Consider the following 25749-nt stretch of genomic DNA (forward strand, 5'->3'; position numbering starts at 1 on the left):
CCACTCACTCCTGTCATCTATGTGTAAAATATCGTTATAAGGGCAACTTCCTCAGTTTTGCTTAAATCCGTGATGTTCCGACCACTTGATCTCTCCATCCACCCATGTCATTACTGGCCAGCCTTTCAGCTTCCAGCCCGTAAATGGAGTATTGCGGCTTTTCGTAGCGAAGCTTTCCGGATTTACTTCTTTCTCGCTTTCTAGATCGATCATTGTCAGGTCGGCCGGTGCACCTGCCTTCAGTACCCCGCTACGAAGCCCGAACACGCTGGCCGGATCGCTTGTCATGCGCTTTACCAACATGGAGAGCTCCCACTTGCCTGTAGCAACAAACTTCGTGTAGAGCAGCGGGAATGCAGTCTCAAAGCCGACAATTCCGAACGGTGCAAGCTCCATCCCCCTTGCTTTCTCTTCTTCGCTGTGGGGGGCGTGGTCCGTTACAATCATATCGAGCGTGCCGTCCAGCAGTCCTTCAATACAAGCTTCCACATCGCGCGGAGAACGCAGCGGGGGATTCATCTTCCAGTTCGCATCCAGTCCCGGAATGTCTTCATCCGACAGAACCAGATGATGCGGACACACCTCAGCGGTTACCGAAATTCCGATCGCTTTCGCCTGCCGGATGAGCCTTACCGACTGCTCAGTGCTGACATGGCATACATGATAATGAACACCTGTTGCTTCTGCCAGCAAAATATCCCGTCCAACATGAATCGCTTCGGATTCATTCGGAATCCCCTTGAGTCCGTGCTTCTCGGCAAATTTGCCTTCTGTTACGCAAGCGCCCTTTACCAGCGACTCATCCTCACAGTGTGCAATGATCGGCATACCAAGCGAAACTGCTTTTTTCATCGCATCCTTCATCATCTGAGCATTCTGTACACCAACTCCGTCGTCGGTATAACCGATGGCCCCGGCGGCTTTCAGTGCATCAAAATCAGTAAGCTCCTGGCCAAGCTCATTCTTCGTGATGGCCGCATAAGGAAGCACCTTTGCCATGTTTGCCTGCCGCGCCTTCTCCAGCACATGAGCTACAGTATCAGGGTTATCAGTTACAGGCTTTGTATTTGGCATACAGGCAATCGTCGTAAAACCGCCTTTTACCGCAGAGCGGCTTCCGCTCTCGATCGTCTCCTTATGCTCAAAGCCCGGTTCTCTCAGATGTACATGCATGTCGATGAATCCCGGCGTCACCAGCTTTCCCGCCGCATCAATCACGCGAACTCCTTCTCCTGCCGGTACTGCCTGATCTTCATCCGTGATGGACTGAATCACTCCCTGATCGATCACGATCGTCTTTTGTTCGAGCTGACCCTGTTCATTAATAATGCTGGCATTCTTGATCATTTGTAGCATCATCGTTTCCCCTCCGCTGAAGAAGCACGGTCCGCTTCTTGTTTATTGTATAATAATAATTCACTTTTGTGTATATTTATTAGTCAAATTCAGCATGTATTTATGGATCACTCGTCTGATCCACCCTATATTGCCCGCTCCATTACTGCCATCCGAATCGGCACTCCATTTGACATTTGATGAAATATGACGGATCTGGAGCACTCCACTACTGCATCATCGATCTCTACATTCCGGTTTACCGGTGCCGGGTGCATAATGATGGTATGGCCTGACAATCTTGCCGCCCGCTCTTCGGTAAGACCGTAATGCTCACGATATTGTGCGTTTGAGCTAAACAGCCCCTGATGGTGACGTTCCAGCTGCACCCGCAGCATCATGACCACATCGGATTTCAGTGCTTGATCCATACTTACGTATGGCGCATATTCCGCCAGCTCTGGCGCCTGCATGTTCACAGGTGCACAAAATTGTACTCTTGCTCCGAACTTTCGCAGTGCCCACAGATCCGATCGAGCCACCCGGCTATGCTTGATATCCCCAATAATGGACACTGTCAGCCCATTTAAATCACCAAACACCTTCTGCATCGTGTACAGATCCAATAGCGCCTGTGTCGGATGCTCGTTGTTACCGTCACCCGCATTCACAAGCGGAATGCTGACGCGCTCAGCCAGCTCTTGCAGAACGCCTGATGGCTTTAATCGGATCACCCCGACGTCCACCCCCATCGATTCCAGCGTGCGCACCGTATCGTAGATCGACTCTCCTTTTTCCACACTGGAAGAAGCCGAGGTAAAGTTCATCACTTCGGCACCAAGCCGCTTCTCCGCCATTTCGAAGGAGAAGCGGGTTCTAGTGCTATTTTCAAAAAACATGTTCACCGCGAACTTCTGATTTAATACCGGTATTACTTTATCCGTCTGAGCTTCCCAGTAAGACGCCCGATTCAAGATCGACTGAATTTCATCTCGACTGATATCCTTAAGCCCAAGCAGGCTTCGTTCTTTAATGGAAGTTGCGGTCATCATATTTTATCGTTCCTCTCTCTGCGAGATTGTTACTTCATCCTTGCCGTCGACTTCAGATAGTGCCACAATGATCTCTTCCTGCTTTGAGGTCGGCACATTTTTGCCGATGAAATCCGGACGAATCGGCAGCTCCCGATGCCCACGATCAGCCAAAACCGCCAATTGAATCATCCGGGGCCGTCCGCAATCCATCAGCGCGTCCATCGCAGCCCGGATCGTGCGGCCTGTAAAGAGAACGTCATCGAACAGGATCACTTTTTTGTCGTGCACATCCAAATGTTCAGGGGTCAGCTTAGCTCCCTCCAAAGCCTCACCGGAAACCGATTTGCGGTCATCCCTGTATGAAGTTACATCGATCTCTCCCCAAGGAATCGGTGTGCCTTCAATGTCGTTAATACGCTCCGCTATCCGCTGCGCCAGATAGACGCCTCTTGTCCGGATTCCGATCAGAACACAGTCCTCAATCCCCTTGTTCTTTTCTAAAATTTCATGAGCGATTCTTGTCAAAGCTCGGCGGATCGCCGTTTCGTCCATAATCACATGCTGTTCATTGCTCATTTAGAAATCCCTCCTAAAGTTTTAGCCCTTTCCATCAATCCCTGTTATTTAGGCATAAAAAAACTCCTTGCCGCGCAGGCAAGGAGTGGTTTCTTGTACATAAGATAGTACGAAGCATTGGAGTTCCATCCGCAGACAGAAATTGTGCTTCCATGTCATGAACCTCGGTTCACGTTACCTTGCCAGCCTCACGGGGCTGATTTAAAGGTGCTATTCAATTAATTGCATTATGACAGACGTCAGTTTCGTTGTCAAGCACCAACAATCCATTAAATCATCCATTAAAAATCAAACTGGACATCGCTAAGGCGATTCCGTATCTCAGCCATCACCCGCTTCTCTTCTTCCTCACCTTCGGCAATAAACGTAACCGAAAAACGTATAAAATGCCCCGCCTCATCCCAAGGTACGGTGGAAATCAGCTTTTCCCGGATCAAATACTGGGAAAAATCCTCCCCGGATTCAAAGCGGCGTCCTCCTTTAATCCCTTTCGGTGCTTCAACATAAAGGAAGAAAGAGCCCTTCGGCTTCTCGGCTTTAAAACCGATCTCGCTTAATACCTTAACCAACATATCGTGACGTCGCGAATATTTAGCCGCGATTTTCTCGGTAATTTCCGGATGATCCAGCCCCAAGGCTGCTGCTTTCTGGATCGCTATGAACTGTCCGGAATCAAAATTGTCTTTCACATCTCCAAATGCCTTGACTATGAGCGGATTGCCAGCGATAAAACCGATGCGCCACCCGGTCATATTATACGATTTGGACAAAGAATGAAGCTCAACGCCAACGTCTTTAGCCCCCGATACAGACAGAAAGCTTAAAGGACGCAAGCCATCATAAGTCAAGGCGGCATAGGGCGCATCATGGACAACGACCACATTATATTTTCGGGCCCATGCTACAACTTCTTCAAAAAATTCAATCGTCGCACTCGCTCCTGTCGGATTGTTCGGGTAGTTTAAATACAGCAGTTTCGCCCGCTTGGCAACCCCTTCAGGAATGGAAGTCAGGTCAGGAAGAAAGGCATTTTCCTTTTTCAATTCCACCCGATACACTTCCCCGCCAAGATATTGGGTATGGGTCCCGAGAATCGGATACCCCGGCACCGTCATAATCGTTACATCACCCGGATTAATGAAACAGGACGGCAGCATGGCAAGAGCCGGCTTTGAACCGATGGAATGCAGCACCTCTGTGTCAGCATCCAGACCTTCAACGTTAAATACCCGCTTCAAGTATCTCGCTGCAGCTTGTTTAAATTCGGGTATCCCGTTATCGGCATAACCGCGATTTTCCGATTTGGCGGCTTCCTCGGCAAGCTTGCTGACAATGCTGGCATCCGCCATCTCGTCCGGCTCACCTACACCCATATCAATCAGTTCCTTGTTCGGGAATTCTTTTAGGGCCGCTGCTTTCGCTCTTTTGATTTTCTCGAATTTATAAATGGAAGTATCCTTACCGTAATTCGCCCCGCCGATCCGATCTGCGAAATTGTGTTGAATGTACGTTTCCTCATATCGATCCATGCTCATGGTTTGTACTCATCCCCTACACTGGCATTTGGTATATTGATAAATATGCCGAAAAATAAATAGATGAGCCATGTATGATCCAACGAATGATTTGTACTATTCTCCTTATCTTAATTTCAGGAAAGCTCCAGCCACTCTGCAAGAAGCAGATCACGCCGCTGCACAAGCGCTTCACGTTCTGTCCATTGCTGCTCCAAAGTATTCAATTGATCTGGCGCAGCAATCTGAACCGACTTGGCTTCCATTTGCAAATCGAGCTCCTGAATTTTAGCTTCCAGTTCGGCAATATCCTGCTCAAGCCTTTGAAGCTTTATAGCTGCACTCCGCCCATCACCTTTAGTGTTCTTACGTGATCGTGATCTCTCTGGTGAATCATCCGAAGCAACATGCTCAATCTTGTTACGCTCTGCATCACGATGGTTCGCCCGTTGCTCAAGCTGTCGGGTAGCTCCGCCTCTCAACCGATCCGAATACTGCTGCTTAGACCGTGTCGAAGTCTCCGTCTCCTTGATCAATTTCTCCATCTTTTTTTCACGATAATCGTCATAGTTCCCCTGATAAACGCTCAGCCGCCCATCCTGAAGCTCCCAAATCCGCTCTGCCAACTTATTTACAAAATAGCGGTCATGAGAAATCGCAAGAATGGTTCCCGTGTAATCAGACAACGCCTCTTCCAGCGCCTCTCTGGAGGCGATGTCCAGATGATTGGTCGGTTCGTCAAGCAAGAGCAGATTAGGCTTGTGATGCATCAACAGGGCTAGCCGAAGCCGCGTCCACTCCCCACCAGATAGCTGTCCGACCGTTCGAAATACAGCAGGGCCGTAGAACAAATATCGGGCCAGCAAACCTCGGGCTTCTCCTTCCTCCACACAAGCGTTTTTCTTGAAAAAATCAAGCATGGTTTCTTTAGGATTTGACGGTTCCTCCTGCTGAGCCAGGTAACCGATCTCAACTCTGGAACCCCACTCCATAAATCCGGCATCGGGCTTTTCTTTACCAAGCAGAAGCTTGAATAACGTGGTCTTTCCGCTGCCATTATGGCCAAGCAAAGCGATCTTGTCTCCATACTCCAGCAAGCCGCTAGCTTCTTTAAGCACGCAATCCGTTCCATAGGATTTCTGAAGCTGTTCAAAGACCAAGGCTCTGCGGCCAGAACGATCCTGTATATCCAGATCGAATTCCGCCTGACGACGCTCAAGTATCGGACGCTTAATACGCTCCATTCGTTCCAACGCCCGGCGCATCGAAGCAGCGCGCTTAAAAAATTTCTCGTTATCCCCGTTTTGCCCCCATTCTTCCAGTTGCCTGATCGTCTCTTTCATCTTTTTAATCTTTTTTTGCTGTTCTTGATAAGCGTTAAATTGCTGCAGCAGCCGCTCTTCCTTTTCCTTCATGTAGACCGTATATCCTCCTGTCGACATAAAGGCTTGCCCATCTTCCAGTTCCATCGTTTTGGTAATCACACGGTCCAGGAAATAGCGGTCATGTGAAATGATGACACAAGTACCTGTATAATCTCTCAAAAATGACTCCAGCCATTCCGTACGAGTCAAGTCGAGGTGATTCGTCGGCTCATCCAGCAGCAGTAGCTCCGGTTTTACAATCAGCTGGGAAGCGAGTACGACACGGGTCTGTTCCCCTCCCGACAGCGATTGGAACGGAAGACTGTACGCCTCTTTCGAAATGCCCAGTCCTGAAGCAACCTGATCGATGCTTGCCTCCATTTCGTAGCCTCCTTCCCTCTCAAACCGCTCTTGAAGAGAAGCATACTTTTTAAGGAGCCGATCCAGCTCTTCCTCATTTCCGGCATACGCCGGATCACCCATCATCCGCTCTAACTCCGACATTTGGTTTCGGCATTCATTCAGATCTTTCAGTCCTAGCGTTAACACATCCAATACGGTGCAATGCGCTTCAACCGTCGGAATTTGTGCCACATAGCCGATCTTTGTCTGTTTCTTGATCATAAGCTGCCCTTCATCCGGGACCAGTCGCCCGGCAAGCAAACGCATCAGCGTTGTCTTCCCGCTTCCGTTACTACCGATTAAACCAACTTTATCTCCTTCATTGATTTCAAAATGGATATGGTCAAGCACGAGATTCGCGCCATAGTATTGAGTTAATTCCTTGGCATTAATGAAATTCATATTAAGGTTCCTCCTCATTTTTTCCCCAGAATAGCCTGGGGGAAAATCGTTATTTACGGAGAAGACCTTACTGCAACACAAAAAAGGCCGAGAGACGAGCTCTGCGGCCTTTTTCAACAAACTTGATAAGCCCAAGAAAATAGGCTTAGTTCCGTTCAGGCAGGCAGGTGACTTCTCGCGATGGTACAAACTGTATCGTTAAAAATGGACAGACCTCTCCCGTTGAACGAAAAATCATGAACGATGCCGGCCATAGCAAGCGGTAGCCGGCTAATACAGTTGTTAACCATCTCGAAATTCATCCTGCCTCACCTCCTCATTTCATAATTATTATGAATATAACACGAAAGCTTATTCATACGCAATAACTGATTACATCAATTTGGAACAGTTTTACTTCCTATATCGCTTCAAGAAAAAACCGCTAGCGGCTTCGCAGCACTGCTAGCAGTTCCTCCATATCGTCCGGCATAGGTGCCGAATACTCCATATATTCATTCGTCACAGGGTGAATAAAGCCCAGAACGGCTGCATGAAGTGCCTGTCCGTTCATTTTCAATCCTTTGCTTTTTCCATATACAGGGTCCCCAACCAAAGGGTGTCCAATATATTTCATATGCACACGAATTTGATGGGTTCGACCGGTCTCCAGCTTCAGCTCCAGCAAATTGTAATCTCCAAAGCGTTCCACAACCGTAAAATGAGTAACGGCATGCTTGCTGTTCCGGTCCGTCACTGTAAACAGTTTCCGATCATGCGGGTCTCTTCCAATTGGCGCATCAATCGTCCCCTGATCATGACTGATGTTACCGTGAACGAGAGCATAATAGCGCCGCGTCACACTATGTTCCTTCAACTGTGCAGCAAGTGAGGTATGCGCCCTGTCATTCTTCGCAGCCATAATCAGTCCCGATGTGTCCTTATCGATCCGATGGACAATGCCGGGACGAAGCTCACCGTTAATGCCTGATAAATCTTGACAGTGGAACATCAATGCATTGACAAGCGTTCCGGACGGATGGCCCGGGGCCGGGTGAACAACCATTCCCCTTGGCTTGTTTACGACAATGACATCACCATCCTCATAGGCGATATCAAGAGGGATATTCTCTGGCACAAGCTCAACCGCTGTCGGCTCAGGAACTTTGAGCGTGATGAGGTCTTCAACACCCAGTTTATAATTTGATTTAACCTGGCTGTCATTGACTTTCACACAACCTTCTGCGATCCAAAGCTGCACCTGTGAGCGGGATGCTTCTTCACCGAGCGCCTCCGCTATAAATTTATCGATTCTCGTTTTTGCATCTTTCGAATCAACAGTCCATGTATAATCATTTATTTCAGCATGTTCATCGCTGTCCGTTTCATACTCAAATTCATTCTCAAATCTTTTGTCATCCTGCAACATTATTCATTTCCTTCCTTAGCGGAACTCTGTTCACTGGAAAGAGCTTGTCTCTCACGCTTTTCCTCTAATATGGTGTCCAAAATGATCAATCCCACCCCAATAACAATACAGGAATCAGCAATATTAAAGATCGGGAATGTATAATTGCCAAAATTAAATTGGAGGAAATCAACCACTTCTCCCATGAAAAGACGGTCAATAAAATTCCCCAGTGCACCGCCCAATACGAGGGCTAGCGCGGTCGGCAGCAGCTTGCGTCCTTCAATCCGCACCTTTCTTAGATACCAAATCAGTCCGATGACAACTACAATCGTTACCACGATAAAGAACCAAATCTGATCCTGTAAAATTCCAAACGCTGCTCCCCGATTACGGCTTGATGTAATGACAAAAAAGTTGCCGATCACCGGAATTTGCTCACCCAATTCGAGCCTTGTTGCAATCAAATATTTCGTTCCCTGATCGAGCATTAATACGATTAACGCGATTAAATAATTGACCACAATAAACTGTCACTCCGATCTTGTCTTATGCAAAAGAGCCACCTTCATTATTTTCAAAAGGAGCTTGTCTTATTGTAGCACAGCCGCTTTAAAAACGTCCATTCCCGACCAATACGGTGAACATTTTCCGCCTGTAAAAGAGGTCATCTGCGAGCATCCTATATATAGAGATAGCCGTCTAAAAAAGACCGGAAGGGAGCTGCATATGTCACACTTAACACAAGAGCAACTTACACAGCTGCATCAGCAGCTGCTTGATCGCAAAGCCGAACTTGAGCGTCTGAACGAAAGTCATAACCATGGTCTGAGCATATCAGAACGTGATACATCCGGCGAATTGTCACATGTTGATAACCATCCGGGTGATGTGGCGACAGATCTGTACGAACGTGAGAAGGATCTTGGACTTCAGGATCGAGCAGAACTGGAATTAGAGCGAATTCAACGTTCGTTGGACAATATGAACAAAGGACAGTACGGTATATGCATTACATGCGGCAAGCCGATCCCTTTTGAACGGCTGCAAGCTGTCCCCGATACGATGTATTGCTTAGAAGATACTCCGCGTACCGAGCCTTCTCTTCGGCGCCCGATCGAAGAAGAGTTCCTTCATCCGCCTTTTGGACGATCCAGCCTGGATGAGCATGAATATACCGGCTTTGACGGAGAGGATGCATTGCAAATTTTAGAAAATATGGGGAGTTCCAACTCACCGGCAATGGCTGAAAATCCAAATGTAACGAGTTATGATGAGATGGATTTTGAGAATGATGAAAGTCAGGACGGCTATGTGGAAGAATATGAAAATTTTGTGGCTACAAATATAGATAACTCAGAGGTTTTTATTGTTCGAAGCAGTCAGTATTATGATTATCTGAACAAGGGAGAAGGCAGCTATTTACTGGACCCGCATGTTGATTCCGAAAATGAATCAGCCGAGTAGATCATCATAGCGGAGTCGGTCATTATCGATTCCGCTCTTTACTCTTATGTCAATTCCAGCTGCCGCTGAACGATACGAACAATATCGGCGATATAATCACCAATGATCGGGAGATTCAGTGCACCGAGCGCTTGAAGGATATAAATAATCGTCGCTGCAAAAAAAGTAAACCCGATGGCGATTCCGACCCCTTTCGCTGTTCCCGCCAGCAGGTTAACTCCGATGAGCTTCCAGGGCCTGTACAAAAGCTGAGTATATTCCGTTATTCGAGATTTCTCCAACTGCTGAGCCATTTTTTCGGTCAAAAGATAGATTTTGCCAATTTCTTCTCTTGCATCATCCGTCTCTACTGCTTCACCACATTCCTTTACTTGATGCTCCTTTGTTTGATCCCCCATGCGTTTTCGACTCCTTTTACAAACATGTACATGTTGGAAAATATTATCTCGTCACTTCGCTTGGCAGTTAGCTACCCCGTCTACAAATAATGAAAATCATATCTTTGATATTATGCTTCATAACCTCCTCTCCCATTCTTTTTTATGCAAGAAGAACCGCCATCATCTCCTTTTACAGCCAGGACAACATTTCTCGGGAAATATAAACAAAAAGCCGCTGACTCGGGTTTTACCCCAAAGCCAACGGCTTTATCTACCTTATCTGACGCTACTAAGCGATGTGAATACCGATCGATTTTCCGCCGATTTCCACAACTTCCATACCTTCTTTTTGTCCAAAATGCACCTCGGTTACAAGCACATTCTCACGAAGCACATGATCAAATGCAGTGATGGAAGCCTGAAGCTCTTCATCCGTATGGAGGGTCAGAACAACCCGCTTTTCAATCGGAAGATCCAGCTTTTTACGTGTATCCTGCACAGCGCGGATGACCTCACGAACCCAGCCTTCCTGCTCCAATTCAGGTGTAATATCCGTATTGAGCGCAACCGTAAGGCCGTAACCAGAAGCGGAAGCAAAGCCTTCCTTCGCCTTCTTATCAACCAACAGCTCATCAGCTGTAAGCTGAAGTTCCTCTCCTTCCGGTGAGGTTACATTCACGCCGCCATTTTGAACTACATTGCGGGTTTCCTCGCCAGACATCCCTTTTAGGAAGCCCTGAAGAAAACCAACGTTTTTGCCATACTTTCTGCCTGCTACTTTCAGATTCAGCTTTAACGTGAAATCGACAAAACCGCTGTCGCTCGTCTCCACTTTAATATGCTTGACGTTGATTTCATCCTTGATGATATCTTCATATTCCACCAAAGCAAAATCACGATCCATTGAAACGATCAGCTCAGACAACGGCTGACGGGTTTTAATCGCTGTTTCGTTACGGACGTTGCGTGCCAGCTCAACAATCTGACGGGCGGTCTCCATATTTTGCTCCAGTGTCTTATCAATCATCGATTCATCGGCCTGAGGGAAGTCTGCCAAATGCACGCTTTCTCCTCCCCCTAAGTTCACAAAAATGTCCTCAGACAGCATTGGAGTAAATGGTGCCATCAGCTTCGACAATGTGAGCAGCACTTGAGTCAGTGTGCCGTAAGCAGCCAACTTATCCTCTCCAAGACCGCTCCCCCAGAAACGGTCACGCGACCGGCGGATATACCAATTGCTCAGCTCATCCACATAGGACTCAATCGCTTTGGCTGAATTCAGGAAGTCGTTAACGGCAAGGCCTTTATCCACGACTTGAATCAGGCTGTTCAGACGGGACAAAATCCAACGATCCAGCTTGTTATCAGATCCCTTGAATTCATGCTCGGCTGGATTATATCCATCGATGCTGGCATAGAGAGTCAGGAATGCGTGGGTGTTGACAAGCGTATCAACGACTTTCGATTTCGCCTCACCTACGATACCTTTGGAGAAGCGTTTGCTGTTCCAAGGAGCACTGTCCGCCAGAAGAGCCCAGCGGAACGCATCGGTACCATACTCGTTAATGATATCCCACGGGTCGATAACATTGCCTTTGGACTTGGACATTTTCTGCCCGTTCTCATCCAAAATATGTCCGGTTGCCATAACCGCTTTATAAGGCGCCTTCCCTGTAAAGAGTGTAGATATTGCCAAAAGACTGTAGAACCAGCCCCGAGTTTGATCGATCCCTTCACAGATCATGTCCGCCGGGAATTGCTGCTCAAAATTAATGTCCTTGTTGAAAGGATAATGATACTGTGCAAATGGCATCGAGCCGGAGTCGAACCAGACGTCAATCACCTCTGAGGTACGCTCCATGACGCCTTCACAATGAGGACATTTCACCTTCACTTCGTCCACGTACGGCTTGTGAAGCTCCAGATCCTCTGCTACCTCGCCGATGGCATGCTCACGAAGTTCAGCCAGGCTGTGCGGTGCAAACTGATGCTCGCCTGATTCACACACCCATACATTGAGCGGTGTTCCCCAATATCGGTTACGGCTGATGTTCCAGTCAACCAGATCCTCCAAAAATTTGCCGAACCGACCGTCGCGCACATGACCTGGATACCAGGTAACAGCGTTGTTGTTCGCAATCAACTGATCCTTCACAGCTGTAGTCTCAATAAACCAGCTCTCCATCGCATAGTAGAGAAGCGGTGATTTACAACGCCAGCAGAACGGGTAGCTGTGCTCGTACTTCTCCTTGCTGTACAGAAGTCCTTTTTCGGAAAGATATTTTACAATATCCAGATCGCAATCTTTTACAAAACGTCCTGCAAAATCGGTCACTTCATCCGTATAACGGCCTTGTGCATTCACAACACTGACAAAGCTGATGCCATGCTCACGACATGTACGATAGTCGTCTTCCCCATGGGCAGGAGCCATATGAACGATCCCCGTACCGCTCGCATCTGTTACGAAAGAAGCGCCTACGATGACATTTCCTTTTTCCGTCTTCACATACGTAAATGGAGGAGTATAACTTTTTCCTACCAGCTCCGAGCCTTTCAGAGTAGACAGAACGGTGTAATCGCCTTTCATCACGTCATCTACGAGATTGTTGGCCACAATGTATACGCCGTCCTCCTGCTGCACACGGGCGTAATCCATATCCGGATTCACAGCAAGTGCTACGTGAGACGGAAGCGTCCAAGGTGTTGTCGTCCAAGCCAGCACGTATTCGCCGCTGTCATGCAGCTTGAATTTTGCTGTCGCACTCAAATCTTTAACATCCTCGTACCCTTGAGCGACTTCGTGGGAGCTGAGTGTCGTCTGACAGTCCGGGCAATATGGACTAACGCGATGTCCACGGTACAACAACCCTTTATCATGAATTGTCGCCAGAATGTTCCACACACTTTCGATATAATCGTTCTGAAGCGTAATATACGGATCGTCAAGGTCTGTCCAGTAACCGATCGCTTCGGTTAGTTCACGCCATTTATGTTCATATTCGAACACACTATCTTTACATTTTTTAACAAATTGTTCCACGCCGTAATTTTCAATTTCTTGTTTACCGGAAATACCGAGCTGCTTCTCAACGCCGAGTTCAACCGGCAGACCGTGAGTGTCCCATCCGGCTTTACGAATCACTTTATAGCCCTTCATCGTTTGATAGCGGCCGATAAAGTCCTTAATCACACGACCGAGCACATGTCCGATATGCGGAGCACCGTTTGCTGTCGGAGGTCCTTCATAAAAAACATAATGCGGCTTGCCTTCCCGGTTCTCAATCGATCGTTTAAATATGTTTTCGTCCTTCCACTTTTTCAAAATCCGGAGTTCTCTGGCTCGTGCCTTTTCTTTCACATCCACTTTGTTCATCATAATCTTCCTTTCATTAAAATAAAAAAAGGCCCTCATCCCCAAAGGGACGAGAACCTGGCTCGCGTGACCACCCTAATTTCGTTCATGTATATTCCACATCGGAATCACAAGTAACGACACCTCAAGTCCATGTCTTCTACCAAGACACGGAGCCGATATAACGTTCGGCTGGACGGTTCTGCCTACACACGCAAAGCTAGCGCTTCAGCTTCACTTCTCCGGGAGGATCTTCCGGCAAGGTCTGAACATTGGCTTTCAGCAAACACCAACTCTCTGGAGAACAGTTCCTTATCGTACTTATCCCATCAACGAATACATATGAATTATAATATGTTATTAGTTATAGACTCTTTCTGGATAAAAGTCAACATGGCAATAGCCTGCCACGCTCTAATAAACCTCTTTAGCTTCCAAAGTAGGCTCAGAACTCTCCAGCGATTCCCATCCATCATGCTTCAGAAGCTCTAACTGGGCTTCAACGAGCGAACGGAAGCGTGTCCGGTAAATGGAAGCCTGTTTCTTCAATTCTTCAACTTCCAGGGAAACTTTGCGTGATTTGCTGAGCGCCTCGTTAATGATACGGTCTGCATTCTTCTCCGCTTCCATAACGATCAGTTGAGCTTCCTTCTTGGCATTTGTCTTAACCTCATCAGCAGCTTCCTGAGCAACGATGATCGTTTTGGATAATGTATCCTCAATATTGACAAAATGATCCACTTTCTCTTGAAGAGATGTAAGCTGATTATGGAGCTCTTTATTCTCACGAATTACACTTTCATAATCTTTAATGACCTGATCCAGAAACTCGTTAACCTCATCCTCATCGTAACCACGGATGCGTCGGGCAAACTCTTTATTATGTATGTCCAGCGGTGTTAATGGCATGATGCGCACCTCCTAAGAATATGGCTTCGCATGACAACTCCATCCATTGTTCGAAGCCAACCACCCAATTTTGAACACAAGCGGTCAACTGATGTATCGGCATAATCATTAAGTTTTTTTACTGCCATAATATAGAAAAACCTTACATTTTTTCGTTTTAAAAAAGTTCGACAAAAAAACGGCAATTCCTTCAAACGGCTTAAGTAAATTTACCAACCTTGACGCGGTATCGCCCTTTTTTTGTCAATCCTCCGGTTTCCAGCACTTTAAATCGGCCAAAGCCCTGCATGGAAACGACATCTCCATCTTTCAGCGTCAACGACGGATCTTCTACAACCTTCCAATTGACTCGGCAGCGTCCAGCCTTGATCGGCACAACAATTTTGGACCGGCTGAGACGATGTACATCACTTGCGATTCCGTCCAGACGCAGCGAGGCAACTGTCAGATCCATCGTCTCAAGCTTGGTTTCTTGTACCTTTAGCTCCTCTATAGGCAGAAGATCGGTCATTACATGAACACGGTGTACCTGACTCAGGTTCATATGCAGAAAGGCTCCAATCTCGTTCGCAACGACAACATGACAGCCCTCTTCATGAACATGAATATCCCCGATCTTGGAACGTTTAATGCCAAGCCCTAAAACCGATCCCATATAATCCCCATGCTCCAGCGACAAAAACTTCTGATCTCCCGAAGTGATCGCGAGCACTTTAATTCCCACATCTTCACTCGAAAGATCTCTGTAATCCGGTGCAACAAGAGCACGAACGCGCTCTGCATCAGCATAACCGCCGCCATAAAAGGCATGGACATCGGGATGATGGTTCACCAGGCTTTCCAGAATGAATCTTTGCCTTGGGTCGAGAAAATCCGTCAGCTTCGTCTCATGATATTCGCCTGCGTTCACGACCCATTCCCAAGCCCTGTCCACAAATTCCCGTTCATCCCGGTGAAAATGTTCGTAAATATCTGGATGCATCAATACGGGTGTCCTTTCTATAACAGTAAATATCCCAGAATTGCGAATACGCCTCTTTGCGCCAGCTGCAGAACAAACAATGCTACGATCGGGGAAATATCGATCATGCCAATTGGCGGAATGAAGCGGCGAAAAGGTGCAAGGTAAGGCTCAACAAACTTGCCAAGCAGCTCTCCGATAAAGCTCTCCCGAACATTCGGAAGCCAAGACATTAATACATATACAAGAATCATGTAAAAGTAGATTTCAAATAATACTCTTACGATTACAAAAATATTTTCTGTCAAAGCAGAAATCACCTCGTTCTGTTAAAATCTTGCTCGTCTGCTAAAATTTCAGTGATGGAACCTTGAATCTCGACGGTATCGGGTGTGCAAAGAAAAATATTGCCGCCAACCTTTGAAATACCGCCTGACAGCGCATAAACGGTTCCGCTGAGAAAGTCAATGATGCGCAGTGCTTGATCGTTACGAACACGCTGCAGATTTACTACAACCGTGCGGAAAGAACGAAGGTGATCCGCAATTTCCTGGGCCTCATCATACGAACGGGGCTCCACCAGCACCACCTTGACGTTTTTCTGTGAATGGATGCTTACGACATTTCCGCCTTTTGCGGTCTTGCGCTGCTCAAACGGGGTCGGCTCCACCGGCTCTTCCTCTGGTGGCAGCATTTCCCGCTCTACAACCTCTTCCTCTTCCTGCAAACCAATGAAATTCATAAACCGGTTCATTACGCCCATCGTCAATTCTCCTCTTTTCCTACTAATATTGAGCCCAAACGAACCCAAGTCGCCCCTTCTTCTATTGCCACTTCAAAATCATTGGACATTCCCATGGACAATTCGGTTAACGGCTCCGGTGTAATCGCCTGCTTGTTCAGCTCATCTCTTAGTTGTCTTAACCCACGGAATACAGGACGTGTATCTTCCGCAGATGTTTCAAAAGGAGCCATTGTCATAAGCCCGACCACATTGATATGCTTAAAGCGATTCATTTCCTGAAGAAAAGAAGCCGCCTGCTCAGGCTGAAGACCATATTTCGTGGATTCGCCTGAAATGTTAATCTGCATAAATGCTTGCACCTGCAAATTCAGGGCTTCTGCTTTCTTCTCCAGCTCTTTCGCCAAAGATAGTCGATCCAGTGAATGAATATATTGAAATCTGCCAACGACATCTTTCACCTTGTTGCTCTGGAGGTGACCGATAAAATGCCAAGTCCCCCGTTCACCAAGAGCTTGCCATTTCTCTTTGGCAGTCTGCCAGCGGTTCTCCCCGATATGAAGGATTCCCTGATCCAATACGGCTGCAGTCTGATCGACAGAGACATACTTCGTGACTGCAATCACATTGACCTCATTTCGGTTTCTTCCGCTTCTGCGGCAAGCCTCCGATACACGCTGATCCACTTCATTGATGCGCTCTATCAAACCCAAGGAAGACTCACCTCTTTCTCATTCCAATCCAACTCGCCATACGCCCTGTCGTTCCTCCGTCTTTTCTGTATGAAAAAAACAAATCGTTACGACAGCTTGTACACCATAATGTACATTCGATATGATCCGTCAAGATTCCTGCTTTTATCATAATGTGTCTGTTTATTTCTTTCAAGTTCAGCATATACTTTCCGTTTCCTTTGTCGGTATAAAAAGAATCTGCGCCTTTGTTATTACCCCGTACAAACAACCCTAAATCGCTTACCTTGGACATCACCTTGTCATCCACTTCATAGCAGCATTGACCGATGGATGGCCCTATAGCTGTTCTGATTTCCTCTACACGACTGCCAAATTGTTCTGTCATATGATCAATCATACGGCTAGCGATTTCTGCCGTAGTCCCCTTCCATCCTGCATGTGCCAATCCAACAACGTGATGAACCGGGTCCCAGAAATAAAGCGGAACACAATCAGCATAAAAGGAAGTCAGAAGAACCCCGGGGGTGTTCGTTAACAATCCATCGGTATCCGGAATCGCCGATTGACGGTTCAGCCTTCCGCTTCCCCGCTCCTTCGATCCAATAATTGCTATCCGGCTGCCATGTATCTGCTCACCGCATGTCCAGGCATCGAACGAAAAACCTAGCTTCTCGGCTGTTTTCTTTCGATTCGCGATTACATCTTCTAGATCATCATCGACATGAAGAGCAAGATTGAGACTATCATAAGGGGCTTTGCTTTCACCGCCCTCACGGCCGCTGAAGCCAGCTGTCAGCCCGGTTCTTTCTTCATTCCATGCTGTAAGCATAAACAGGCTCGGCCCGGGTCCTTCCTGCTTTATAAACGGTTCCATGTTATTCACCTCTACACCAGTTTACCAGAAAAGCGCCTAGGGATACATTTTCTCAATATGTCCTTCGATCGATCCGGTCAGGGCGTTCCAAGTAGCCGACAGGCTCCTGATCTTCTATCATTTTCCTAACTTCTTCCATCTTTACGAGCACAACATCTGAACCGATTTTAACGATATTTCGCCACGGTATAACAAGATCGCTTCCGCCGCCAAACAGACCCATAAATTTCCCATAGCTCGGAACGACGATGGCCTCGATTCGTCCATGCTTTAAATCAAGCTCCAAATCACTAACCTGTCCGAGTCTTTTGCCATCGATAATGTTAATGACATCCTTGGTTTGAAAATCGGAAATTTTCATCTTATTCCCCACCATCTGATTATCTGGTATCACCATCATCACACCTTGAAAGTATACTATATTTCAATATATGTCCGTATCCTGTAACAAATGCAGCTTGGTTGAATTCTAAGGTTAAGAAGCCTGTAACTTTCAATGTATTCTTTTGCTGAAACAAAAAACGGTGCAAGATACTCCTTGCACCGCGTTTTTTTCAAAACTTTGTATTATATTCAATTTTTATGTTTTGACATGCTTCTGCATTTGTTTAATCGCTGACTTTTCCAGACGTGATACCTGAGCTTGTGAAATACCGATCTCATCGGCCACTTCCATCTGGGTTTTTCCTTCGTAAAAACGCATGGACAAAATCATTTTTTCACGCTGTCCCAACTTATGCATCGCCTCACGCAGTGCAATCTCCTCAATCCACGATACATCCTTGTTCTTATCATCACTGATCTGATCCATCACATAAATCGGATCTCCGCCGTCATTATAAATCGGCTCAAACAGGGAAACCGGGTCCTGGATGGCATCCAATGCAAATACGACATCTTCCTTGGGCACATTCAGCGCTTCGGAAATTTCAAAAATGGTCGGTTCTCTTGAGTTCAAATTCGTTAGCTGATCCCGGATTTGCAAGGCTTTGTACGCAATATCCCGCAAGGACCTGGACACACGAATCGGATTGTTATCCCTCAAATAGCGGCGGATTTCTCCGATAATCATCGGTACGGCGTAGGTAGAAAACTTAACGTTTTGCGAAAGATCGAAATTATCGATAGCTTTCATAAGGCCAATACATCCAACCTGAAACAGATCATCCACAAACTCACCACGGTTGTTAAACCGCTGAATTACACTCAAGACCAATCTAAGGTTTCCATTCACCAATTTCTCTCTGGCGGAGCGATCCCCCTGCTGCTGCAGAGAATGAAAAAGCTCCCTCATTTCCACATTTGTCAAAACCGGCAATTTTGCCGTATCTACGCCACAAATCTCAACTTTGTTTCGAGTCATGATGACTAACCTCCCAAGGAGAAACATTACTGTACATTATCTCCGGGGGGCTTTATTTTATTCCTGAAGTTTTCCAGTTAAACCATCTTGTTGAATTCCTTCCGCAGTCGTTTTATAATTCTTTTTTCCAATCGGGAAATGTAGGATTGTGAGATGCCAAGCAGGTCTGCCACATCTTTCTGCGTCTTTTCTTCGCCGTCCCGAAGGCCGAAACGAAGCTCCATAATCATTCGTTCCCTGTCGGTCAATTTATCAAGCGCCTTTTGCAAAAGTTTACGGTCCACCTGCTCCTCAATATTGCGGTAAATGGTATCATTTTCCGTGCCAAGGACATCGGAAAGAAGCAGCTCATTACCATCCCAATCAATATTAAGCGGCTCATCGAAGGAGACCTCACTTCGGGTTTTGCTGTTGCGCCGCAAATACATGAGGATCTCATTTTCAATACAACGTGACGCATAGGTGGCAAGTTTGATTTTTTTCTCCGGATCAAATGTATTGACCGCTTTAATCAAGCCGATCGCACCAATGGAAACCAAATCTTCGATGTTGATTCCTGTGTTCTCAAATTTTCTAGCAATATAAACAACAAGACGAAGATTTCGTTCAATAAGCATCGCTCTTGTCGCTGCGTCTCCTGAAGGAAGCTTCTGCAGCAAATATTCCTCTTCTTCTCTTGTAAGTGGAGGAGGAAGCGCCTCGCTACCGCCGATATAATAGATTTCCTGACTCTTTAATCCCAAAAAGAACAAAACACGATAATACTGCAGCTGCAAAAGTAATTTCCATTTAACAGGCATCTTTTTCCCTCCTACAAGTTTTCCGAAGGAAAACTCTCTTCGTAAGCATAAACTTCATTTTTCGATAGAGAACTCTCTTTCATTATTACGGCGATTCAATGATTAACCTGCTGCACTTGTCTTATCCGTACCTTTCGGTTCTTCATATTCTTCTCTTTCAACCTGAACTGCCTCCCCCTCTGTCAACGTGGGATGAATAATAGCCCGATAAGCACCTTCGCCGGATAATGTACCTCCATCAAAGCCAATCAGTACCTTTGTAGCGACATATTCCTTGCTATCAAGCTGAATCCGCACCAAATCCGGCTTTAGTGCCAGCATAAAAGCAGATCCTCTGTTTACACCGCGGTACGGTACAAGCCGTAACCTGTCCTGCCAAATAAAATCGGTACTCTCCAGCTCCATGATAAGTTTGTCCGCCTCCCCCTCAGCGAGCTTCTCGCACCAGGTTGGAGGAAGATATGCTTCCCACAGGGAAGCTTCCATCACCATAACGGGCGTTCTCGTCAGCGGATCGCTCAGCTGATTTCCAGTATCAAGCAGTCCCATACATTCGATTGTCTTATTTTCAATACTTACTGTAACCTTGCCTAATAGACTTTCCCGATTTTCTACCTGTTGCCGTTTCATCTGAACTGTTTTTACAATGATAATCCCGACAAGAAAAGCAATACAGGCAAACCAAAAGCCTACCTTCAGCTCAAACGTTAATCCACCCGAAGCCGTATACCAGATGCCCTCAAATAACTCACCCGAATTTTGCTTTAAATAGTGAAAACCGATAATACCTCCAGCTATCGCAAAATTCACCATATAAAAAGCGGTAAGGTTGTGTATGAAGCTCTGCAAACTGACAAATCCGAAGGCAATCCAGAGCATAACCAACGAGAGCCCAAATTTGACCAAAAAAGTAAACAAAAACGACAATTCCGGTACAAACATCATCACAACATACATGGCGCCCACCGTAGCTGATAATGACAGTTTCCACCAGTTCGGCTTCAATCTTCGCAGCCATGCGGTTAAAGCAAGCAAAATGCCGTCAATAAGCAGGTTTGCTAGAAAGATCAGATCAATATAAACAACCAGGATATTCACCTGCCTAGCCGGGAATCTTCCTCGGGTTATTGTTTGTCTGGGCTATTGGGAGATGTATTTAGTATAAGAAGATTAGGAATCAAAGTCTGTCTAAACCTGTGGGTTGTCCATCAACTATTTTTGTCGATGTGAGGCAGTTTATGGAGGACATTTGACAGCTATACCGTCATTGACAGCTTTGTTTAGGTTTCGCGCGTGAATTGCACGAATTCGAGGTTAAAAGTAATTACTTATTTTTCAGGAACTGGGGATAATAAATAAAGCCTGCTTTCCCATAAAAGAGAAAACAGGCTTTATATGAGCTTAGTTGTTGTTGTTTCGGGAACGATTACGAAGGAAAGTCGGGATATCGAGCTGGTCATTCCCCCCCTGATTTCCAAATGGCCTCAGGTTTACATTCCCGCTATCCGTTGTCTGTGATTGACCTTGACTTTGGCCTTCGCCTTGAGTTACAGGTCGGCGTGATGGTGCCGGTTTGCTTTCAAAGCCCGTAGCAATAACCGTAACCTTGATCTCTTCCTTCATGCTTTCTTCGATGATCGCACCAAAGATCATATTAACTTCCGGGTCAGATGCAGAGGTTACAATTTCCGCTGCTTCATTTACTTCATAAAGGGACAAATTAGCCCCGCCCGTAATGTTCATAATCACTCCACGAGCGCCCTCAATCGAAGTTTCAAGGAGTGGGCTCATGATCGCCTTGCGTGCAGCTTCTGCCGCACGATTCTCGCCGGTAGCCGTGCCAATTCCCATCAAAGCAGAGCCGCGCTCCGTCATAATGGTCTTAACATCTGCAAAGTCCAAGTTGATCAAACCCGGTACTGCGATCAAATCCGAGATCCCTTGAACCGCTTGACGCAGTACATTGTCTACTTCCCGGAAAGCTTCAAGCATCGGAGTCTTCTTATCCACGATCTCAAGCAATCGATCGTTCGGGATAACAATAAGCGTATCTACTTTCTCTTTAAGAGTTTCAATACCAAGCTCTGAATGAGCAGCACGTTTACGTCCTTCAAAGGTAAACGGACGGGTTACGACACCTACGGTCAAAGCACCGCATTCCTTCGCAATTTCTGCGATGACCGGAGCCGCTCCTGTACCCGTTCCGCCACCCATACCAGCTGTAACGAACACCATGTCTGCGCCTTTGAGCGTGTTCATGATCAGATCACGAGATTCCTCAGCTGCTTTTTTGCCGACCTCAGGATTCGCACCGGCACCAAGTCCACGCGTCAGCTTGTCTCCAATCTGGAGTTTATGTTCCGATTTCGCCAGATGCAGCGCTTGAGCATCTGTATTCACTGTTATAAATTCAACGCCTTGAACGCCGTTCTCAATCATTCGGTTAACTGCGTTACTACCGCCGCCGCCTACCCCGATTACTTTAATCTGGGCTAAGCTCTCCATTTCAAAATCAAATTCCAACATCTAATCCATCTCCCCCTCAATGTGCGTGGATGGCACGTCCACTGTCAATTGAACCCGCTATATAAGCTCGCTGAACATATTTTTCAAACGCTCAAGAAATCCCGGCTTCTCGCTGCTACTTTCCTGAGCTGCTGCTGCAGGATTCGGCTTCGCACGGTTCACCGGTTTCTTGTTGTTGCTGCTGGCAGTTGCTCCACCCGAACGTACTCGAACATTCTTGATCGCATTATGAAGTATTCCGACTCCGCTGCAAAATCCTGGGTCGCGTACTCCGATGAAATCAGGAACCGCTATCCGGACGGAACTCGCCAGTTCTGCCTGTGCCACCTCCAGCACGCCGGGCATGGACATTGTGCCACCCGTAAGTATATAACCTCCAGGGAGCTCATTGTAACCCAATCGCTTAACTTCCTGGCGCACCAATTGAAAAATTTCTTGAACACGTGGTTCAACAATAGCAGCCAAATCCTCCTGAGTAAACTCCTTGTCCACATTGCTTCCGATCCGAGTTACTTTAAACACAACTTCCGGTGCAGCGCTATCTATTAGCGCGCAGCCGTATTTCAGCTTTACCTTCTCGGCTTGATCGGTTAACGTCCGAAGTCCGTAGGCAATGTCATTGGTTACAAAATCTCCACCGATCGGCAGCGTTGATGTAGCTGCAATGCTTCCTTCCTCGAATACTGCAAGAGTTGTTGAGCCTGCTCCTACGTCAACAAGAACAGAGCCCATCGTCTTCTCATCTTTGGAAAGCGCAAGCTGTCCTGCACCCAGCGGAATCAGCACAAGATCTTTAACTTTCAGGCCAGACTTCTCTACACATCGCAAAAGATTATGTATGGCCGTCTTAGCACCTGTAATGATGGTTGCTTCTACTTCAAGACGAACGCCAATCATTCCGCGGGGATCTGAGATTCCTTCCAGACCATCAACGATAAATTGCTTAGCTACCACATCAATGATTTCACGGTCCGGAGGCATTGCGACAACCTCGGCTGCTTTCAGCACCCGGTCAATATCTTCCTCACCGATTTCACGATCCTCGTTCGATACTGCCACAACGCCGTGGCTTGTTTGAAGTCCAATATGATTTCCTGAAATGCCGACGTACACTTCGGATATTTGAATTTCAACCATACGCTCCGCGTGATCAACAGCACTGCGAATGGATTGTACGGTCTGATCGATATCTACAATTGCACCTTTTCGAATTCCCTCCGAGTCGGCAGATCCAACTCCAATAATATTAAAGGTTCCATTATTAATTTCACCAATAATAGCACGAACTTTGGATGTACCGATGTCCAAACTAACAATGATGTCATTGTTGCTCAAGCCCTGGCACCTCCTGTTTCTCTCGTTATAAATTTTTGGATATAATAACACTTCTCTACTTATTCAACACGCATAGGGCTTTCCCTCTTTTTTCTACAATTTTTTTAGTGCCAACATCTGCTAATAGAAGCCCAAAAAGTCAGAGAAAAAAGAGGGAGTTTGGCGGCTTGTCAATACTCTTGATTGTACCATTTTTCCTTACTCCTGAGTAGGGGGATCTTCGCCCTCCCCATCCGGGTTTTCAGGCTCAAAAGGAACATATGAATCCGCCTCCAGCATCGTGATGACGCCGGGCTGCTCCATCTCAATCACTTGATTGAGATATTCAACCTTATCACTTAGTAGAGAAACAGCAGTAATCACTTCGAATTTCGAGCGGGTATACATTTTGATGCGATCGGGGAAAGAAGGCGTTGGTGACGGCAGTATTTCCGAAATGTCAGAAGTCATACTGTTAGGTATATCGGCTAAAACCTCGCTTAACTTTACCTTGTTGGGGTCTTCTGGGTCCCATTGGGTTAATATGGGCTTGTCTACAGGAATTCCGCTGGCTGAAACAGGAACGGATGTTCCGCTGGCTAATATAGCCTGCAAACTGCCATCCTGTGCAAGCTCGTAAGCAACTGTCGGATGTTCCACAACGGCAATATTTATAATACCGGGGAACTGCTTGTCCACTTCAGCACTTTCAATGGTCCCAATAGCGATCAAACGTTCTTTCACCTTTTCAGCATCAACATTGAAATATTGCATCCCGATCGAAAGCTCGCTTTTTTCCATCAACTGCTTATCTGTATCAAAGGTATTTCCGGTAATATGAATCTCCGTTACCTTACTGACAGGCGAACGAAAAAAAATAACAACCAACAAAGCCAGGAACAGCAACATTAATATAAAAATGATTTTTCTTCCGGTTTTTGGTCTGGGTTTGTGCTCTTTAAGAGCAGGAATTTGATTCTTTGTCATATCCTCTCTCCAGAAAGACCTGGCATCCCTCCCACTTTGGGAGGGATGCTGCAGGGCATAAGTCAATTGGCTAAATCTAGTGGCTTCGGTATGGGTGACTGACGGTAAATCCTTGCACCCAGCCCCCGAAACATGTTCTCAATCCGGTCATACCCACGATCAATATGGTGAATTTGTTCCACAATCGTTGTACCTTGAGCAGCAAGGCCTGCGATGACTAGAGCCGCACCGGCCCGAAGGTCAGTCGCCTCCACGGTAGCACCATATATTCGCTGCACTCCACGAATAAATGCACAGTTCATGTCTGTAGAAATATCAGCACCCATTCGGTTCAATTCCTCTACATGTTTAAAGCGGCCTTCAAATACGGTTTCCTTCATAACGCTAAATCCGTCAGCCAGTGACAACAACACCATGATCTGTGATTGAAGATCGGTCGGAAAAGACGGATATGGCGATGTTACAATCCGCTCCACAGCTTTGGGGCGGCCCATACAGCTTATATTCATTATATCATTGCAAATACTGGTTTGAACACCGGCGCGCTTCAGCACGTGAATCAGAGAACTCAGATGAGATGGGTTGCAATGCGTGAGCGTGACACTCCCCCTTGTTGCAGCGGCAGCAATCATGACGGTTCCTGCAACAATGCGATCAGGAATGATCTCATAATCGCAAGGCTCAAGCCGATCGACACCGTGAATCGTAATCGTATCCGTTCCCGCTCCAATAATATTGGCGCCCATCTTGTTCAAAAAATGCTGCAAATCCTGAATTTCCGGTTCACGCGCCGCATTCGTCAAAACGGTTGTACCCTTCGCAGTTGCCGCCGCCATCATAATATTCTCGGTTGCACCGACACTCGCAAAGTCCAGATGAATGTCGGCACCGATTAGGCGGCGAGCTTTACAGTGAATCTTATGGTCGCTTTCCTCGATTTCGGCACCCAGTGCCTGTAGTCCTTGAAGATGAAGATCGATTTTCCTCTCTCCAATCGCGCAGCCTCCAGGCTGATAAATCGTCACTTCACCGAATCGGGCCAGCAGAGGACCCATCAAAAAGATGGAGGATCGCATCTGCTTCATTAAATCTTCCGGCACATGAAACGAATTGGCGGATGAAGTATCCACAGTGACCGTCTCCAGCTCATGCTTGCACTTTGAACCGAGACGTCTCAAAATGTTCAGCATCACCTCAATGTCAAGCAAGTGCGGAACATTGCTAAGCCGGACATTTCCTTCGGCAAGAAGGCTTGCCGCCAGTATTGGTAAAACGGCATTTTTTGCTCCATGGATACGTATGGTTCCTGATAGAGGGCTTCCGCCCTCAATCACCAATTTGTCCAATGTATCACCTCCGAGT

25 protein-coding genes are annotated in these 25749 nt (G+C 46.6%); 1 reads left to right on the top strand and 24 read right to left on the bottom strand.

What is annotated here, in order from left to right:
• Window positions 1-51: 51 nt before the first annotated feature.
• The 8 genes from C8268_RS14230 to lspA form a co-directional block, all read right to left on the bottom strand.
• A complete protein-coding gene (locus C8268_RS14230) occupies window positions 52-1356 on the bottom strand; it encodes a dihydroorotase (protein ID WP_199794965.1) in 1305 nt (434 codons plus the stop codon).
• Between the two features lie 125 nt (window positions 1357-1481).
• Window positions 1482-2387, bottom strand: a complete 906-nt coding sequence (locus tag C8268_RS14235) for an aspartate carbamoyltransferase catalytic subunit (RefSeq protein WP_106768283.1) — start codon at window positions 2385-2387, stop codon at window positions 1482-1484.
• Window positions 2388-2390: 3 nt separating this feature from the next.
• The gene (pyrR, locus tag C8268_RS14240; protein WP_106768284.1) at window positions 2391-2945 is read right to left on the bottom strand and encodes a bifunctional pyr operon transcriptional regulator/uracil phosphoribosyltransferase PyrR; all 555 of its coding nucleotides are present in this window, start codon (window positions 2943-2945) and stop codon (window positions 2391-2393) included.
• Between the two features lie 281 nt (window positions 2946-3226).
• Window positions 3227-4480: an LL-diaminopimelate aminotransferase gene (locus C8268_RS14245; RefSeq protein ID WP_106768285.1), complete on the bottom strand. Its 1254-nt coding sequence runs from the start codon at window positions 4478-4480 to the stop codon at window positions 3227-3229.
• A 116-nt stretch (window positions 4481-4596) separates the two neighbouring features.
• Window positions 4597-6627 carry a ribosomal protection-like ABC-F family protein gene (abc-f, locus tag C8268_RS14250; RefSeq protein WP_106768286.1) on the bottom strand — a complete coding sequence of 677 codons (2031 nt, stop codon included), beginning with the start codon at window positions 6625-6627 and terminating at the stop codon, window positions 4597-4599.
• Between the two features lie 155 nt (window positions 6628-6782).
• The gene (locus C8268_RS22965; RefSeq protein WP_199794855.1) at window positions 6783-6929 is read right to left on the bottom strand and encodes an RAxF-45 family protein; all 147 of its coding nucleotides are present in this window, start codon (window positions 6927-6929) and stop codon (window positions 6783-6785) included.
• A 122-nt stretch (window positions 6930-7051) separates the two neighbouring features.
• Window positions 7052-8035, bottom strand: coding sequence for an RluA family pseudouridine synthase (locus tag C8268_RS14255; RefSeq protein ID WP_106768287.1), 984 nt, complete (start codon window positions 8033-8035; stop codon window positions 7052-7054).
• Window positions 8035-8538 carry a signal peptidase II gene (lspA, locus tag C8268_RS14260; protein ID WP_106768288.1) on the bottom strand — a complete coding sequence of 168 codons (504 nt, stop codon included), beginning with the start codon at window positions 8536-8538 and terminating at the stop codon, window positions 8035-8037. Before lspA ends, C8268_RS14255 begins: the two co-directional genes overlap by 1 nt.
• A gap of 205 nt (window positions 8539-8743) precedes the next feature.
• Between lspA and C8268_RS14265 the strand changes: the two genes are divergently transcribed.
• Window positions 8744-9481: a TraR/DksA C4-type zinc finger protein gene (locus tag C8268_RS14265; RefSeq protein WP_106768289.1), complete on the top strand. Its 738-nt coding sequence runs from the start codon at window positions 8744-8746 to the stop codon at window positions 9479-9481.
• Between the two features lie 44 nt (window positions 9482-9525).
• Here C8268_RS14265 and C8268_RS14270 read toward each other — a convergent pair whose 3' ends face one another.
• The 16 genes from C8268_RS14270 to murA form a co-directional block, all read right to left on the bottom strand.
• On the bottom strand, window positions 9526-9879 hold the full coding sequence (locus tag C8268_RS14270) for a DUF5665 domain-containing protein (protein WP_106768290.1): 354 nt from the start codon (window positions 9877-9879) through the stop codon (window positions 9526-9528).
• A 271-nt stretch (window positions 9880-10150) separates the two neighbouring features.
• The gene (gene ileS / locus C8268_RS14275; RefSeq protein ID WP_106768291.1) at window positions 10151-13237 is read right to left on the bottom strand and encodes an isoleucine--tRNA ligase; all 3087 of its coding nucleotides are present in this window, start codon (window positions 13235-13237) and stop codon (window positions 10151-10153) included.
• Window positions 13238-13630: 393 nt separating this feature from the next.
• Window positions 13631-14125 (bottom strand): DivIVA domain-containing protein, encoded by a 495-nt coding sequence (locus tag C8268_RS14280; protein ID WP_106768292.1) that lies wholly within the window; start codon window positions 14123-14125, stop codon window positions 13631-13633.
• Between the two features lie 199 nt (window positions 14126-14324).
• Window positions 14325-15107, bottom strand: a complete 783-nt coding sequence (locus C8268_RS14285) for a YlmH family RNA-binding protein (protein WP_199794856.1) — start codon at window positions 15105-15107, stop codon at window positions 14325-14327.
• 17 nt (window positions 15108-15124) lie between these two features.
• Entirely contained in the window at window positions 15125-15394 is a 270-nt protein-coding gene (locus C8268_RS14290; RefSeq protein ID WP_106768294.1) for a YggT family protein, read from the bottom strand.
• Window positions 15395-15402: 8 nt separating this feature from the next.
• The gene (locus tag C8268_RS14295) at window positions 15403-15849 is read right to left on the bottom strand and encodes a cell division protein SepF (protein ID WP_106768295.1); all 447 of its coding nucleotides are present in this window, start codon (window positions 15847-15849) and stop codon (window positions 15403-15405) included.
• Between the two features lie 2 nt (window positions 15850-15851).
• Window positions 15852-16541, bottom strand: coding sequence for a YggS family pyridoxal phosphate-dependent enzyme (locus C8268_RS14300; protein WP_106768296.1), 690 nt, complete (start codon window positions 16539-16541; stop codon window positions 15852-15854).
• A gap of 7 nt (window positions 16542-16548) precedes the next feature.
• Window positions 16549-17397, bottom strand: a complete 849-nt coding sequence (gene pgeF, locus C8268_RS14305; RefSeq protein ID WP_106768297.1) for a peptidoglycan editing factor PgeF — start codon at window positions 17395-17397, stop codon at window positions 16549-16551.
• 52 nt (window positions 17398-17449) lie between these two features.
• Window positions 17450-17758 (bottom strand): YlmC/YmxH family sporulation protein, encoded by a 309-nt coding sequence (locus C8268_RS14310; RefSeq protein WP_106768298.1) that lies wholly within the window; start codon window positions 17756-17758, stop codon window positions 17450-17452.
• A gap of 219 nt (window positions 17759-17977) precedes the next feature.
• Complete coding sequence (gene sigG / locus C8268_RS14315) at window positions 17978-18760, bottom strand: RNA polymerase sporulation sigma factor SigG (RefSeq protein ID WP_106768299.1); 783 nt, start codon at window positions 18758-18760, stop codon at window positions 17978-17980.
• A 77-nt stretch (window positions 18761-18837) separates the two neighbouring features.
• Window positions 18838-19560, bottom strand: a complete 723-nt coding sequence (gene sigE, locus C8268_RS14320; protein ID WP_106768300.1) for an RNA polymerase sporulation sigma factor SigE — start codon at window positions 19558-19560, stop codon at window positions 18838-18840.
• Between the two features lie 102 nt (window positions 19561-19662).
• On the bottom strand, window positions 19663-20649 hold the full coding sequence (spoIIGA, locus tag C8268_RS14325) for a sigma-E processing peptidase SpoIIGA (protein ID WP_106769959.1): 987 nt from the start codon (window positions 20647-20649) through the stop codon (window positions 19663-19665).
• Between the two features lie 312 nt (window positions 20650-20961).
• Window positions 20962-22086 carry a cell division protein FtsZ gene (gene ftsZ, locus C8268_RS14330; protein WP_106768301.1) on the bottom strand — a complete coding sequence of 375 codons (1125 nt, stop codon included), beginning with the start codon at window positions 22084-22086 and terminating at the stop codon, window positions 20962-20964.
• Between the two features lie 57 nt (window positions 22087-22143).
• Window positions 22144-23421, bottom strand: coding sequence for a cell division protein FtsA (gene ftsA / locus C8268_RS14335; RefSeq protein WP_106768302.1), 1278 nt, complete (start codon window positions 23419-23421; stop codon window positions 22144-22146).
• A gap of 198 nt (window positions 23422-23619) precedes the next feature.
• On the bottom strand, window positions 23620-24387 hold the full coding sequence (locus C8268_RS14340; protein ID WP_106768303.1) for a cell division protein FtsQ/DivIB: 768 nt from the start codon (window positions 24385-24387) through the stop codon (window positions 23620-23622).
• A 62-nt stretch (window positions 24388-24449) separates the two neighbouring features.
• Window positions 24450-25733, bottom strand: coding sequence for a UDP-N-acetylglucosamine 1-carboxyvinyltransferase (gene murA / locus C8268_RS14345; protein WP_106768304.1), 1284 nt, complete (start codon window positions 25731-25733; stop codon window positions 24450-24452).
• Window positions 25734-25749 lie beyond the last annotated feature (16 nt).

It is taken from the genome of Paenibacillus faecalis, from assembly GCF_900289175.1.
Classification (GTDB): Bacteria; Bacillota; Bacilli; order Paenibacillales; family Paenibacillaceae; genus Paenibacillus_AQ; species Paenibacillus_AQ faecalis.